The organism is Sphingomonas sp. ERG5, assembly GCF_000803065.1.
Lineage (GTDB): Bacteria > Pseudomonadota > Alphaproteobacteria > Sphingomonadales > Sphingomonadaceae > Sphingomonas.
In genome coordinates this window covers 1-14536 of sequence record NZ_JSXI01000021.1, presented here as the reverse complement: position 1 = coordinate 14536, position 14536 = coordinate 1, and the positions used below count along the sequence as shown (strand labels likewise).

Below are 14536 nucleotides of genomic sequence, written 5' to 3'. Positions count from 1 at the left end.
CATGGTTCCCGCAGAGGATATCGTGGTGACCGCGTCGCGCGCGGCGGGTTCCGGCTTTGACGCGCCGACTCCCGTCACAACGGTGAGCAAGGCCGAACTGACCAATAGTGGCGTGTCGAACATTGCCGACCTGCTCAACACGCAGATCCCATCCTTTCGCGCATCCGCGACCCCGTCGTCGGCGACGACACGGACGGCAGGCGCCGGCAACTATCTCGACTTGCGTGGACTGGGCGCGGCGCGGACGCTCGTGCTGCTTGATGGCCGTCGCCATGTGCCGACGACCAATGCGGGGCTGGTCAACGCCAATGTCCTGCCGCAGTTGCTTGTCGACCGCGTGGATGTGGTCACCGGCGGTGCTTCTGCGGCATGGGGTTCGGACGCGGTTGCCGGCGTCGTCAACTTCATTCTCAAGGATCATATCGACGGATTGATCGGTGAAGTGCGCGCAGGTATTTCCGGGCGCGGCGATAACAAGAATTATCAGCTGTCGCTTGCCTGGGGCACGAAATTTGCCGGCGATCGGGGATCCTTCATGATCGCCGGCGATTTCGCGGACAGCCAGGGGATCGACGATCAGGGCAGCCGTGGCTGGGGACAAAGGGACTGGCAGGTTATTTCCAACCCGCGCTTTGCGCCGGGTAACGGTCAGCCGCGCAATCTGATCCGGCCCAATGTGCACACCGCAGTCGCAACGCCGGGTGGCATGGTCTTCCTGCCCGATGGTAATGTGGAATTCGGTCCCGGGGGCACACCAATCCCGTTCATCCCGGGCGCCGACATGGGATCGCTTTATCAGGTCGGCGGCAGCGGGGTTAATCCGGGGCGGCTCAATCAGCTCGTCATTCCCGAACGTCATGGCAGCGTATTCGCACGCGCTTCCTATGAAGTCGCGGACGATGTGACGCTGTTCGCCGAAGGGTCTTACGCGGAATCGCGCAGCCGCTTCAAAGTCCTGCCAACCTTCGATTTCGGATCGATCGAGATTCGTCGAGAGAATGCCTTTCTCCCCGGCTCGATCGCTGCCGTCATGGATCGTAATCAACTGGACACGATCGACATGGGGCGGATCAACTATGATTTCGGCTTTGTCGAGCCAGTCAACACGGATCGCGTCTATCGCGCAGTCGCCGGGGCCAAAGGCAAGATCTCCGACTGGACATGGAATGTCTATTATCAGCGCGGAGAGGCGCGGCGCGCCGAAATTTTGCTCAACAATCGCATCAAGAATGACGCCGCCGGCAACCCCGTGTTCGCCGCTGCTGTCGACGCGGTGGTCAACCCGGTCACCGGCGCGATCGTCTGCCGATCGAGTCTTGCCAACCCATTGAGCAGGTGCGTCCCACTCAACCTGTTTGGCGAAGGCGCGCCGTCGGCCGCTGCGCTCGGCTATATTCTCGGAACCTCGTCGCGCCACACGCGGATGAGCCAGGATGTGGTCGCCGCCAATATGCGAGGCGAGCCGTTCTCGACCTGGGCAGGGCCTGTGGCGCTGGCATTTGGTGCGGAATATCGTCGCGACAAGACGGTGTATGAAACCGACCCCATCGCCAATGCCAATGGTTGGTTCACCGGCAATGGCCGGTCCTATTCGGGCGAGGTCAAGGTAAAGGAAGCCTATCTCGAGGCGATCATGCCGTTGTTGCACAAATCATCGCTGGGTGAGGCTCTCGATGTCAATGGGGCCATCCGTTATACCGAATATGATATAGGAGGCAGAACCTCGTCGCTGTCCGCGACCACTTGGAAGCTCGGACTCAGTTACGAACCGATCTCCGGCATCCGGTTCCGCGGCACTTATTCCCGCGATATCCGCGCGCCCAACGCCGACGAGTTGTTCAGCGCTGGCCGCACTGGTCTTGCCACGATCAATGACCCTCGCTTCAACAATGCCCAGACGTTGGTCACGGTGGCGGAGGGCGGTAACCGCAACCTCGATGCGGAGGTGGCCAAGACCCTGACTTTCGGGGCAGTTCTGACGCCCGCCTTTTTGCCGGGTCTTCAACTTTCCCTCGATTATTATGATATCAAGCTACGCGGGGCGATTGGCACGAATAGCGCGCAGAACCTCGTCAACCGCTGCGCAAATGGCGAAACGGCGATCTGCGCGTATATAAGGCGCAATCCGACCTCCAATGCGATCGAGCAGGTGAGCGCGACGCTCAACAACCTGGCTCAACTGCATACGCGAGGGCAGGATCTGGACCTAAGCTATCGCACCGCGATCGCGGGGCTCGGTGATGACGCCAGCGCGACCGTCCGTTTGATCGCGGCACATGTCGACAAGCTGGAATCCCGCGATGGCGCATCAATTTCCGAAGGCGCGGGCTCGCTCGGGCCAAAGCTGGGCGGCGTTCCCCAATGGCGTTTCACCGCCAGCGCCGCGCTCGAAGTCAATGATTTCAATCTCTATCTTGCCGGCCGCTATGTCGGTGGCGGCAGCTATGATCGGAGCAATCCCGGTTTCTACGATGACAACACGGTCGATAGCGCTTTTTATGTCGATGCGACGATTGGCCACGATCTGCTGCGCTCGGGCAAGAAAAGCCTCTCGGTTACAGCAACCGTCCGCAACCTGTTCGACCGCGATCCGCCGATCGTGCCGACGCCCGACCTCATCGCGACCCCGACCAACACCGTCTTCCATGATGTGATCGGCCGTTATTTCTCACTGGGCGCATCGTTCAAATATTGATCAGATAGACAGGGCGAACCGAAAATGCGCAGCATTATATTGATTTTATGGGCGATGCTGGCGGTGATAGTACCGTCCAGCTCAAATGCCCAATCCGCGGTTTCGGCGACCCCCGCCGAACTCGAACTCTATTTCGACGGCATCGTACCTTATGCGCTCGCGCAGGCCGGAATTCCGGGTGCGGCCATCAGTGTCGTCAAGGGAGATCACGTCGTCTTCGCCAAGGGCTATGGGGTGGCTGACTTGAAAACGGGTCGACGGGTGACGCCGGACGCCACGCTGTTTCGCATCGGTTCGATCTCCAAGCTGCTGACCTGGACGGCGGTGATGCAACTCGCCGAGCAAGGTAAGGTCAGCCTGGACCAGGATATCAACAGCTATCTCGATTTTCGCATTCCGGACACCTATCCGGGCAAGATCACGCTGCGTCATCTTATGACGCATCGCGCCGGATTTGAGGACGTGTCGCAAGGCATGACGCAATATGGCGCCGGCCCCGGCAGTCTCGGCCGCTATATCCGCGACCACGTGCCGAAACGGATCTTCGCGCCGGGTGAACGCATCGCCTATTCCAATTATGGCGCAGCGCTTGCCGGCTATATCGTCGAGCGTGTCTCGGGCGAGACATATCCCGGTTATGTCGAGCGGCATATCCTCACGCCGCTCGGCATGACACGAACGACTCTCGCCCAGCCGCCGCGAGGTGCGCTCGCGACGATGGCAGCCAAAAGCTATGTCTCGCTCGCGGAGCCGGAACCGGTAGCATATGCGACGGTTTCCGCAGCCCCCGCGGGCGCCGTGGCATCCACCGCGGCAGACATGGCGCATTTCCTGATCGCGCAATTGCAGGGAGGGCGCTTCGGCAATGCGGCGATCCTGCGACCCGAAAGCATCGCCGAGATGCACCGGGTGCAGTATCGCGCCGCGCCTGGCCGCAACGGTTTCATGCTCGGCTTCTGGGAGGCCAATCGCAACGGCTATCGCCTTATCGGCCATAGCGGTGACTGGACCGACTTTCATTCGCTTCTCTATTTCGCACCGGAGAGTGGCTATGGCATTTTCGTCACGCTCAACGGTACGGGTACGCTGGGCCGCAAGCTTGGGTCCGACACCGTTCGTGATGCTATCGCACGGGGTTTCTTCGACCGTTTTGTCGCGGGCAATATGGTCAATGAACCGACGGTGGAACCGAGGTTATTCGATGCCGGGCGCGTCGCGGGATTCTATCGTTCGACGCGCCGGAACGAGTCCGGTCCGCAATTGATGCGCTTGTTCGAAGGCGATGATGAAGTCGAGGCGGCGGCCGACGGCACGATCACCGTATCGTCCCGGCTCGCGCCTGACGGCGCACCCAAAAGCTGGCGACAGGTGGGGCCGCTAACCTATCGCGAGGTCGGTGGACAGGCGCATCTCTCATTCGTTGCCGGCAAAGATGGGAAGATTCTCTACTGGGTTAGCGACGATTATCCGCCGGCTATGGTGTTCGAAAGGGTCGAAGGCATCTTCGCAACAGGCCTGGTGCAGCCGCTATTCTGGTTTGCTTTGCTAGGTTGCGCGGTGTTCGCCTCCGCTGGAATGATCACCTGGCGGCGCCGTCGCAAGCGGCACGAGCAATGCGAGCGGTCCTGGATCGCGTCGCGTGCTGGACATGGCTGGATCGCATTGGTGATGATCGGCTGGGTTGCAGCGGCGGTCCTTGGTGGGCTCAGCGACGATCTGTCGCTCCTGAACATTCTGCGAGGTGCGAGCATGATCGCAGTGCTGGCTGCAGCGTTACCCGCGCTCCATGCCGGGCTCGCGATAAAGCAATCGAAGCGCAAATTGCGATGGGCGGTCGAAATTGTGGGCGCCTTGCTCGCGCTCTACGTCGCCTGGTTCCTGGTCAGCCAGAACCTGGCCAGCGTTAACAACAGCTTCTGAGCGTCGGCCGCATGCTGCACCGTAAATCTGTTACCGGCGATGGTCCGGGCCCGGCAGGAGCGAGCAATGGTGGGCTGGTACGTCGCCTGGGCTGGGTCGATCTCCTACTCATCGGGATCGGCGTGATCGTTGGCGGCGGAATCTTCATCGTCACCGGAACCGCGGCAGCGCAATTCGCCGGGCCCGCGATCACGTTGTCCTTCCTGCTGGCTGCGCTCGGCTGTGCGCTGGCGGGGCTTTGTTACGCCGAACTTGCGGCGGCGCTTCCGGTTCAGGGCGGCGCGTATGGTTATTGCTATGTCACCTTGGGCGAGATCTTCGCCTGGTTCGTCGGCTGGTTCCTCATCGTGGAATATCTTTGCGCCGCGTCGTACATTGCGGTCGGCTGGTCCGGGTATGTGACTGCGCTGTTCGCGACATTCGGTGCTCATTTGCCGTCGGTGCTGACGACGCCGGCCCTGTCAACTGTCGAGGGCAAGATTGAAGCGGGCGCGTCGATCAATCTGCCGGCGATCTTCGTCGTTCTCGCGGCATTCGCGATCGCACGCCGCGGTATTGGTGTTTCCTCTGTCGTCAACAATGTGCTCGTCGCCGCCAAGCTGGTGGTACTGTTACTCTTCATTCTGGCTGGCGCCTTCTACGTCAATCCTACCAACTGGACGCCGTTCATTCCCGCCAATACGGGCGCGTTCGGCCATTTCGGGTGGAGCGGAGTCCTGCGTGGCGCTGTCGTCGTCTTCGTCGTATTTCTGGGATTCGACGCGGTGTCCACGCTTGCACAGGAAACCCGCGACCCGCAGCGCAATGTGCCGCGGGGTATTCTGGCCGCGATCGCAGTCTGTACGTTGCTCTATATCGCGGTCTCGCTCGTGATGACCGGGCTCGTGACTTATACCGCGCTCGACGTCGCCAATCCGCTTTCGGTCGCGACCCGTGCTGCCGGCGGTCGGTTGAACTGGCTCACGCCCCTCATCGAGATCGTTGCGATGAGCGGCCTCGCCTCGGTGTTGCTCGTGTTGCTGACGGCGCTGTCGCGCATCTACCTCGCCATGGCGCAGGACGGCCTGCTGCCAGCGGTCCTCGCCCGTATTCACCCCCGTTTTCATGCCCCTGACCGCGCGATGCTCCTGGCGGCGCTGGCAATCGCGACACTGGCCGGTCTGTTTCCTGTTTCGCTGCTCGTGCAACTGGTTTCGCTGGGCACATTGCTTGTCTTCATCGCGATATGCGTGGGCGTGCTCGTGCTGCGCAGACGCCATGCCGATCTGCCGCGGCCTTTTCGTGTTGCGTTCGGACCATTGGTGCCGTCGCTGGGAATCATGGTGTTCGCATATATGCTGGTCGGCGTGCCCGCGGAGACCTGGCGGCTCTTCGCTGTTTGGGCGACGACCGGTCTGATCATCTACCTGACCTTCGGCATGCGCAAGGCGCGCCGCGTCAGAAGGGAAAGCCCTTCGGGAGAAGCATCTATATGATCGAAGATCTTCGTCTTGTGGACATTGAGGAAACCCGCGCCCTTATCGCACCTCATGTAATGACCACCCCTGTGCATGACTGGCAAGGCCGCGAAATAGCAGCGCGATTGGCACCCGGAACGCGCGTCAACCTGAAGCTCGAGCTGTTCCAGCATAGCGGGACGTTCAAACCGCGCGGTGCGCTTTCAGTGATGCTGCGCCTGACCGATGAGCAGCGCCGCAATGGCGTGACGGCGGTCAGCGCAGGCAATCACGCGATCGCGACCGCTTATGCGGCCAGCCGCCTCGGCATCTCGGCCAAGGTCGTCATGTTGCCGACCGCGAATCTCGCTCGCCAAGCGCGTTGCCGCGCCTATGGCGCAGAGATTCTCATCGCGGAAAATGGAAAGGCCGCGTTCGAACTGGCCGAGGCCCTTGCGCGTGACGAAGGACGCAGCTTCATCCACCCCTTTGAAGGGCCGCTGACCGCGCTCGGGACAGCGACGCTCGGACTTGAATGGATGTCGCAGGCCAACGACCTTGAGGCAGTGATCATTCCGATCGGCGGTGGGGGCTTGTGTGCGGGTGTCGCGTCGGCGGTAAAGCTCACGAACCCCAATTGTCGGATATATGGCGTCGAGCCCGCCGGCGCGGATTCCATGCACCAGAGCCTTGCACTCGGTCGACCTGTCGAGCAGGCGACTGTTTCGACGATCGCCGATAGTTTGGGGCCGCCCTTCGCCCTTCCGTACAGCTTCGAGCTCTGCCGGCGACATGTCGACCGGTTCGTAAAGGTCGATGACGATCAGATCCGTGAGGCGATGGCGCTGCTGGCGCGCGAGATGAAGTTGATGGCAGAGCCCGCGGGTGCCGTCGCCACCGCGGCTCTGCTTGGTCCGTTACGCGATGAACTCGCCGGTCGCCGGGTTGGGGTACTGATATGCGGATCCAACATCGATATTGGCGGTTTTGCGGCGATGATCAATCAGGCCCAGCAGGGCGCGGCGCTGTAGAGGTAAAGGTATTCGGGAAAGGGAAGCGCCCGTCGGTTAGACGTTGTCGGCGAAACGATAGCCGACCGGTCGGCAACTGGCATGGAAGCCGGATCGCACGGCTCGGCGAGCGATGTTGCCGACGCGCAAAATTGTCATGATTGCTCCTGTCGAAAGGGTTTGATCGGATCCGCACCCAGTCGGCCGGCACATGCCCGGGACTACAAGATCACGGTCTTGGAGCCGTTCGCGAAAATGCGATGTTCCGCGTGCCATCGTACGGCGCGGCTAAGCACTGAGGCTTCAATCTCGCGGCCGATCGCCACCATTTCGTCCGCGGTAATCGCATGGTTCACCCGACGCACATCCTGCTCGATGATGGGACCTTCATCGAGGTCGGCCGTCACGAAATGCGCCGTGGCGCCAATGATCTTGACCCCGCGGGCGTGCGCCTGATGATAGGGCTTTGCGCCCTTGAAGCTGGGCAGGAAGCTGTGGTGAATGTTGATGCAGCGGCCGCCGAGCCGCGTTGAGAAGTCATCGGACAGGATCTGCATGTAGCGCGCGAGGACGGTGAGTTCGGCACCGGTTTCCTCGATAATCGTGAGGAAGCGTGCTTCCTGTTGAGCCTTGCCGTCGATCATTGGCAGGTGATGATAGGGCAGGCCGTGCCATTCGGCCGTCTTGCGCATCGTGTCATGGTTCGAGACCACGCCCACGATCTCGATCGGAAGCTGTCCGATCTCCTGCTTGTGGATCAAGTCGATCAGACAGTGGCCGAACCTGGAGACAGCGATCAGCACGGGCATTTTTCGCGCGAGGTCCTTGAGTTCCCAATCCAGCGCGAGTTGGTCCGCTACCGGTGCGAGAAATGTAACGAGTGCTTTGCGATCGATCGGGCTGGCGAGCTCCATGCGACAGAAAAAGCCGCCCGTGTCGTCGTCACCATAGACTGCCGCCGCGCGGATGTCGCAGCCATGTTCCGTGGCCAGAGCGGCGATGGCGGCCACGATTCCGGGGCGATCGGGCGCGCGGAAGCGCAGCACGAGATACTTGTTCATTTAGGGGTTCCTGAATGAAGTTGAGGGCCGGCGAGCATGCGCGCGACATGGTCTTCCATCGTCTGGTCAATGATGATTCGGAATTGCGGCCCGTCTGCCACATCGGTCAGCCGGGCGATAAACATACTGGCGTCGCCCAGCAACGAGCGCGCGACCGCGTGAACCGGGAAAGTGCCGGACCATAGATCGAGCGGACAGTGTGCGGCCAGCGTATCCCGGGCGTCGGTTCCGCTGATGAGGAACGAGGAGCGCGCATGGGTCAGGTCGATCGCGAGTACTTCGTCATCTTCATGTTCGTCGATCTGCTCGAGTCGGGCGATCACCTGGGGTTCCGGACCGGTCAACAGCCACTCTCCCGGGGCAAGCCACGCGATGGTCAGTCCGCCCTGCTCGGTTTGCCCGCAAGCATGCGGTGCCGCAGCTCCCGCGATGCGGCGGAAGTGTGCATCAGGAGCGGTACCGAAGATCTGTATCTTTCCGATCCCCAATTCTCGTTCGAAGCGCAGCGCCAAACCTGGTCGTGCCATGCCGGAGCCGCTGGGGAGTAGGCGGCGCAGTTCTACGGATGAATCTGGCTCAGCCATGGATTCGCTCCCCTGTTGGATCAAAGCAGCGCGGATCGGCGATGCGCGCCGATCGCCAAGTGTCCAGATCCCAGATCCGAACCTCTTCGCCCATTCTGTTGGTACCGCGCTCGACCAGAGCCATGGCGAGCGGTCGCCCAAGCGTCGGCGAATATACGCTGGATGTGACCCATCCCTGTGTGTCCCGCGGTTCGGTCGCGTCGCGCGGCAGGATATGTGCGCCGACTTCCAGCAAACCCTGGCCGTCAATCACTTCGAGTCCCACCAACTGCCGTCGGTCTTCGCGCTGCCCCTCGCTTCGCATCGTAGAACGCCGGCCCATGAAATCATCGGGTTTCCTGGCGATAGCGGCAGCGAAACCCACATCCTGCGGGTAGGTCGTGCCATCGGTGTCGGAGCCGACGTGAAGGAAACCCTTTTCCACGCGCATCACCATCAGGGCCTCTATCCCGAATGCCATGATGTCGTGTGCCTGACCTGCGCGCATCAGCGCGTCCCACAGTGACGCACCATATGCCCAGGGTACGGCGATTTCATAGGACAGCTCCCCGGTGAAGCTGACACGAGCGATCCGCGCGCGCGCGCCGCCAACCTGGCCGGCGCGATAGGTCATATGTGGAAAAGCCTCCGCCGAAAGATCTATATCCGTTCCAACCGCTGCGAGCACGGTGCGGGCATGGCGTCCGGCAATGTTCATCACCGCCCAGCCAGTGGTAACATTCTCGACCATCACGCGAAGCGTCGGCCATTCGCACTGAAGCCACTCGTTGAGCATGTCAGCGATCGCCGCGACATGGCCGCTCGTGGTGCCGACGAGGAAATGGTTCTCGCCGATGCGGGCCAGCACGCCGTCGTCATACACAATCCCATGCTCGTTCAGCATGAGCCCATAACGGCAATACCCCAACTTCAGACCGCGCATGTTGTTCACATAGATACGCTGCAGGAACTCGGCGGCGTCCGGTCCCTTCACCTCGATCTTACCGAGGGGGGAGGCGTCGAACAGCCCTAACGATTGACGGACGCCGAGCACTTCGCGATCAATCGCCTGCCGTTCGGTTTCGCCCCGGCGGGGGAAGAAGGCCGCGCGCGACCATGCGCCATAGGGCTCCATCCGTGCGCCAAGCGCAACTTGCCTCGCATGGGCTGCGGCTTGGGCCAGTGGCATCAGGTCATCGCCAATTGCTCGGCCCGCAAAGGCTCCGATTGTCACAGGGTCGAATGGCGGTCTGAACTTGGTCGTGCCGATTGCTCGAGCAGGTTTCTGAAGTAAGTCAGATAGGATGTGGATAGCCGAAACGTTCGACGTCTTGCCCTGGTCGGACGCCATGCCAAGTGTGGTGTAGCGCTTGAGATGTTCGACCGACCGGAAATTCTCACGCGAGGCAAGCTGGACGTCGGCGACCGTCACGTCGTTCTGGAAATCGACCCACGCCTCCTGCGCGGCACTGTCACCATCTGCGAATTGCCGGGTCGGGCCGACGGCCATCGGCTGCGGCGTTGCGGCTGCTTCGCCGCGCACTGCCGCGCGGGCGCTGGCGATGGCAAGATCGAGTGCAAAGACGCCGGCCGCCGCACCGACGCTAATCGCATCCTGCGCAGGACTGAGTGGAAGGAAGGATTGCAGGTCCATATCATAGTCAAGCGACCCGCCGGACTGAGAATGAAGATGCACTGCCGGATTCCAGCCGTCGGAAGTCAGGACAGCGTCGCAGGCCAACAGACGTCTGGCACCGCCGGCGAGCGTGATGAGCTCCAGACCGTTAACGCCGCGCCTTCCTTTGGCGCGCAGTGGTGCCGCGCCGCCAATGATCTCGATCGATCTGCGCCGGGCCATTGCGGCATGACCGCAGGGTTCAGAGCGAGAGTCGATGATGGCCGCAATGTCACATCCGGCATCTTGCAGCGCGAACGCCGCAGCATAAGCGCTGTCGTTGTTGGTGCAGATCACCACGCGGCGACCAGGAAGTGCACCGTAACGGCACGCATAGGCCTGCGCCGCCGAGGCGAGCATGACGCCTGGCAGATCATTTCCGGCAAAGGGTATGTGGCGCTCGAAAGCACCCGTTGCGAAGATGACCTTCTTGCAGCGCATCTTCCAGAGTCGCTGACGCGGGCCGTTGCGATCCGGCGGAGGAAGATGGTCGTTGATGCGTTCAAGCAAGGCGACGAGACCATGATCATAAAAGCCGAACGCCATGGTCCGGTTGAGGAGGAGCATGTTCGGCGCCGCGCGAAGGCGTCCCAGCGTCTGGTCGCGCCATTCGAGCGGGGGAAGTCCCTCCAGCATGGCGGTGCCCGAAAGCAGTCCGCCGCCAAACTCCGCATCGGTTTCCACCAAAGCCACGCGCATGTTTGCAGGGTCCGCCGCGGCCGCCTCAGCGGCAGCCAGGCCCGCTGCTCCGGAACCGATCACAAGCACGTCTACATGCGCGTGGCGATGCTGGTACGATTCGGGATCGCGATCACCCGGCGCGACTCCGAGGCCGGCGGCCTTGCGGATCGTCGGTTCGAACAGGCGCCAATTGGGCCACAAGAATGTCTTGTAATAAAAGGCTGCGGGAATGAATCGCTTGAAGAGCGAAATCACTGCCAGGAGGTCGAATTCGGCGCTCGGCTTCGCGTTGACGGGCTCCGCAATCAACCCGTCATAGAGTTCGACCTGCGTGGCCTTGACGTTCGGAACCGTGACGGCGCCGCGCTCCAGCTGGATGATGCAGTTGGGTTCCTCCAGTCCCGCAGCGAGCAGGCCGCGCGGCCGGTGATATTTAAAGCTGCGGCCGACGATTGAAACCCCATTGGCAAGCAGAGCCGAAGCGAGCGTGTCCCCGGCGAAGCCGCGATAGGAGTGGCCTGCCCATGTAAAGGAGATAGACCTCTCGCGGTCGATCATGCTGCCGCCTGCGGCGCGCCACCCGCTCATCGCGGCAGCGCCGCATCGGGGGCTTCGCCCATCGGATATATCGTGACGATGCGATGTGTCACGGTGTCGCGCACGATATTGAACCAGCGGCGGCAACCCGCCGCGTGCATCCAGCGTTCGCGATGCTCGCCTTTCGGATTCGACCGGTAGAACAGATAATCCGCCCACGCTTCATCGGTGACATCGCCATATGGTCCGGGGCGTTGGATGTGACTTTCGCCGCCGTAACGAAATTCGATTTCCGAGCGAGGGCCGCAATGCGGGCAAGTGATGAGAAGCATGCCGTGCCGCCTTCAGTGCGCAATGCCGGAGGCGGATGCCTCGTCGATCAGTGCGCCGGTCCTGAATCTTTCAAGGCCGAAGGCCCTGCTCAGTGGATGCGACGCACCTGTGGCCATGAGATGAGCCAGGCACCATCCCCCAGCTGGAATGGCCTTGAACCCGCCTGTACCCCAGCCGCAGTTTACATAGAATCCGCCGAGATCGGTTTCGCCGATGATCGGCGTTGAATCGTGAACGACGTCAACAATTCCCGCCCATTGCCGGAGAAAACGCATGCGGGAGAATGCCGGGAAGAGTTCCACCACCCCCGCCGCGGCACGTTCCATCCACGGTAGGTTTCCACGCTGCGCATAGGAAAGATACAGGTCGAGGCCAGCACCGATCACGAGCTCGCCTTTGTCGGATTGACTGAGATAAGTTCCCGTCGCTGGCGACAGGATCACCGTGTCAAGGCAGGGTTTCACCGGTTCCGATACGAACGCTTGAAGCGCATACGAACTGATCGGCAGGCGAATACCCGCCTTCGCGGCGAGGACGGTTGAATGACCTGCCACGGCCATGCCGATCGCATCCGCCCGGATTGTGCCCAGATTGGTCTCGATCCCGCGGACATGCCCATCGCTGGTGATGAAGTCGTTGACCTCGCAATTCTGGATGATGTCGATACCGAGTGCGGATGCGGCGCGTGCATAACCCCAGGCGACTGCGTCATGGCGCGCCGAGCCGCCGCGCGGCTGGTTGAGGCCGCCGAGGATCGGGAAGCGTGGAGACTCGTTAAGGCCGGGAATGGATGATCGTACCGATGCGCCGTCGTGAAACTCCGCGTCGATCCCGTTGAGCCGCATTGCATTGGCCGACCGGCGCAGCATTTCCATGCCGTGTCGATCGTGACCGAGCATCCACATGCCGCGTTGCGAGAACATGATGTTGTAATTCAGGTCTTGCGAAAGGCCCTCATAGAGTTTGAGCGCGAACTCGAAGAAGCGTGCGGTCTCCGGGAAAAAATAGTTCGACCGGATGATCGTCGTGTTGCGGCCGGTATTGCCGCCGCCAATCCAACCCTTTTCGATCACCGCGACATCGGTCACGCCATGATTCCGGGCAAGATAGTAGGCCGTCGCCAGGCCGTGGCCGCCGCCGCCGATGACGATTGCGTCGTAGCGTTTCTTCGGTGCCGCATCGCGCCATGCCGGAGTCCATCCCCGCTGGCGGTTAAGTCCTTCGCGGACCAGCGATAATGCGGAATATCGTGTTGTCACGCTCGCCTCTCCTGTGCCCATTCAATACAGTACAGAATTGTATGGTACAACGCCGTATCGTAAGTTTCTTGATCGGTCGTTTCCACACACTCATGTATGGCGCGATAACGACCTGTGTCATGATGGGTGCTGGTAGAAGCCGGTCCCGTGGAGAATGCGATGGATCATTCAACTGCTCGTGCCCTGCTCGACACAAGCCTGGTGTGGGGCATCACGGCTGCATGCCGTTACGACCGGACGATGATACATTTCTCCCCCAACTCGCGTGCTACAAGGCATCGGGCGTTGCATCTGTCCGGCCGTTCGGCGCTCAGCGAGATGCCGCAAAAAATCCTTTGGGAAATCAGTACTCGATGTTTCCGGGAAAAGAGGTTGGCAATACTGCGGGGCAGGGCGCGAGCAAGGGCCAGGCTGGCGAGCTGGCATGGACGAAGAGGAGCATGGAATGGTGGCCACTGGCCGATTGACTCGTGACGATTGGATCGCGGCCGCGCGTAAGGTGCTAATCGGATCGGGCGTCGATGATGTGAAGGTAGATTTGTTGGCGCGGCGCCTGAAGGTGACGCGCGGCAGTTTCTATTGGCACTTCAAGGATCGCCAGGACTTGCTCAATGCGCTGCTGGAAGATTGGGAAACCAGTAATCGTCGCGAGATGGCCGCGATCGAAGCGCTGGTCGCCGAAGAGGGGAGCACGCTTATTGAGCTCTTTCGAATTTGGCTTGGACAAGATTCGTCTGTTCCCGCCTTCGATATTGCGATTCGCAGCTGGGCTCGCAAGTCGAAGAGCGCAGCCAAACTCGTACGCGAGGTTGATGGCGCCTGGATCATCTTGTTCCAGGCCTATCTTGAACGCAGCGGCATGGTTGCCCCCGAGAGTTTCGTTCGGGCTCGGATCATGTATTTTCATCAAGTCGGCTATTTCGCGCTCTCGATCAGTGAGAGTCTCGCCGAACGGGCCAGGCTGGCACCCTATTATTATGAGGCCCTGACCGGCGCCCCGGCGCCCGAAGGGATGGTCGATATGCTGCTCGCGTCGAAACAAGCTGGAAGCCGGTCGAGTGCCTCGGGCGCGGGCCGTGTCAAGGCGGTCCGCGACGCGCCCGACCTCCTCTCGAAACAAGCCAATTAGCTCGGTGTCAGCGACGAAGCGGAAATCGCACTCCGGACTTTTGTTTGTGCTGTCATTTGCTACGCTCCTCTCCTGGATTGCGGGATGGGATGACGTTTGGCTCGGGGGGTCGTAAGGCAGGCTGATGTCCAAACTTCCCACGGTCGCGATTATCGGCCGCCCCAATGTCGGCAAATCGACTTTGTTCAACCGTCTTGTCGGCAAGAAGCTTGCGCTGGTCGATGATCGGCCGGGGGT

11 protein-coding genes are annotated in these 14536 nt (G+C 61.3%); 6 read left to right on the top strand and 5 right to left on the bottom strand.

Annotation, left to right across the window (positions count from 1 at the left end; genetic code table 11):
* Nucleotide 1 precedes the first annotated feature (1 nt).
* The 4 genes from OO12_RS07860 to OO12_RS07845 are packed head-to-tail and all read left to right on the top strand — an operon-like array spanning nucleotide 2 to nucleotide 7082.
* Complete coding sequence (locus OO12_RS07860; protein WP_034158128.1) at nucleotides 2–2695, top strand: TonB-dependent receptor domain-containing protein; 2694 nt, start codon at nucleotides 2–4, stop codon at nucleotides 2693–2695.
* Between the two features lie 24 nt (nucleotides 2696–2719).
* Nucleotides 2720–4615 (top strand): serine hydrolase domain-containing protein, encoded by a 1896-nt coding sequence (locus OO12_RS07855; RefSeq protein WP_052215650.1) that lies wholly within the window; start codon nucleotides 2720–2722, stop codon nucleotides 4613–4615.
* 11 nt (nucleotides 4616–4626) lie between these two features.
* On the top strand, nucleotides 4627–6090 hold the full coding sequence (locus OO12_RS07850) for an APC family permease (RefSeq protein ID WP_034158127.1): 1464 nt from the start codon (nucleotides 4627–4629) through the stop codon (nucleotides 6088–6090).
* 59 nt (nucleotides 6091–6149) lie between these two features.
* The gene (locus tag OO12_RS07845) at nucleotides 6150–7082 is read left to right on the top strand and encodes a threonine ammonia-lyase (RefSeq protein ID WP_235364709.1); all 933 of its coding nucleotides are present in this window, start codon (nucleotides 6150–6152) and stop codon (nucleotides 7080–7082) included.
* Nucleotides 7083–7282: 200 nt separating this feature from the next.
* Here the strand turns inward: OO12_RS07845 and purU are convergent, their stop codons facing one another.
* From purU to OO12_RS07820, 5 genes are read right to left on the bottom strand one after another with little or no spacing between them, the layout of a single operon-like run.
* A complete protein-coding gene (purU, locus tag OO12_RS07840; protein WP_034158125.1) occupies nucleotides 7283–8122 on the bottom strand; it encodes a formyltetrahydrofolate deformylase in 840 nt (279 codons plus the stop codon).
* A complete protein-coding gene (locus tag OO12_RS26785; protein ID WP_082006408.1) occupies nucleotides 8119–8706 on the bottom strand; it encodes a sarcosine oxidase subunit gamma family protein in 588 nt (195 codons plus the stop codon). The genes purU and OO12_RS26785 overlap by 4 nt, the downstream gene beginning before the upstream one ends.
* Complete coding sequence (locus OO12_RS07830; protein ID WP_160296760.1) at nucleotides 8699–11599, bottom strand: sarcosine oxidase subunit alpha family protein; 2901 nt, start codon at nucleotides 11597–11599, stop codon at nucleotides 8699–8701. Before OO12_RS07830 ends, OO12_RS26785 begins: the two co-directional genes overlap by 8 nt.
* A 26-nt stretch (nucleotides 11600–11625) precedes the next feature.
* Nucleotides 11626–11910 (bottom strand): sarcosine oxidase subunit delta, encoded by a 285-nt coding sequence (locus OO12_RS07825; RefSeq protein ID WP_034158123.1) that lies wholly within the window; start codon nucleotides 11908–11910, stop codon nucleotides 11626–11628.
* Between the two features lie 12 nt (nucleotides 11911–11922).
* Nucleotides 11923–13191, bottom strand: coding sequence for a sarcosine oxidase subunit beta family protein (locus tag OO12_RS07820; protein WP_034158122.1), 1269 nt, complete (start codon nucleotides 13189–13191; stop codon nucleotides 11923–11925).
* Nucleotides 13192–13594: 403 nt separating this feature from the next.
* Here OO12_RS07820 and OO12_RS07815 point away from each other — a divergent pair, with 403 nt between their 5' ends.
* Together OO12_RS07815 and OO12_RS27425 are read left to right on the top strand one after the other, a co-directional pair.
* Nucleotides 13595–14299, top strand: coding sequence for a TetR/AcrR family transcriptional regulator (locus OO12_RS07815; RefSeq protein ID WP_082006407.1), 705 nt, complete (start codon nucleotides 13595–13597; stop codon nucleotides 14297–14299).
* Nucleotides 14300–14423: 124 nt separating this feature from the next.
* Nucleotides 14424–14536 (top strand): GTPase (locus OO12_RS27425; protein ID WP_152616312.1); only part of this gene is annotated, 113 nt, incomplete at its 3' end.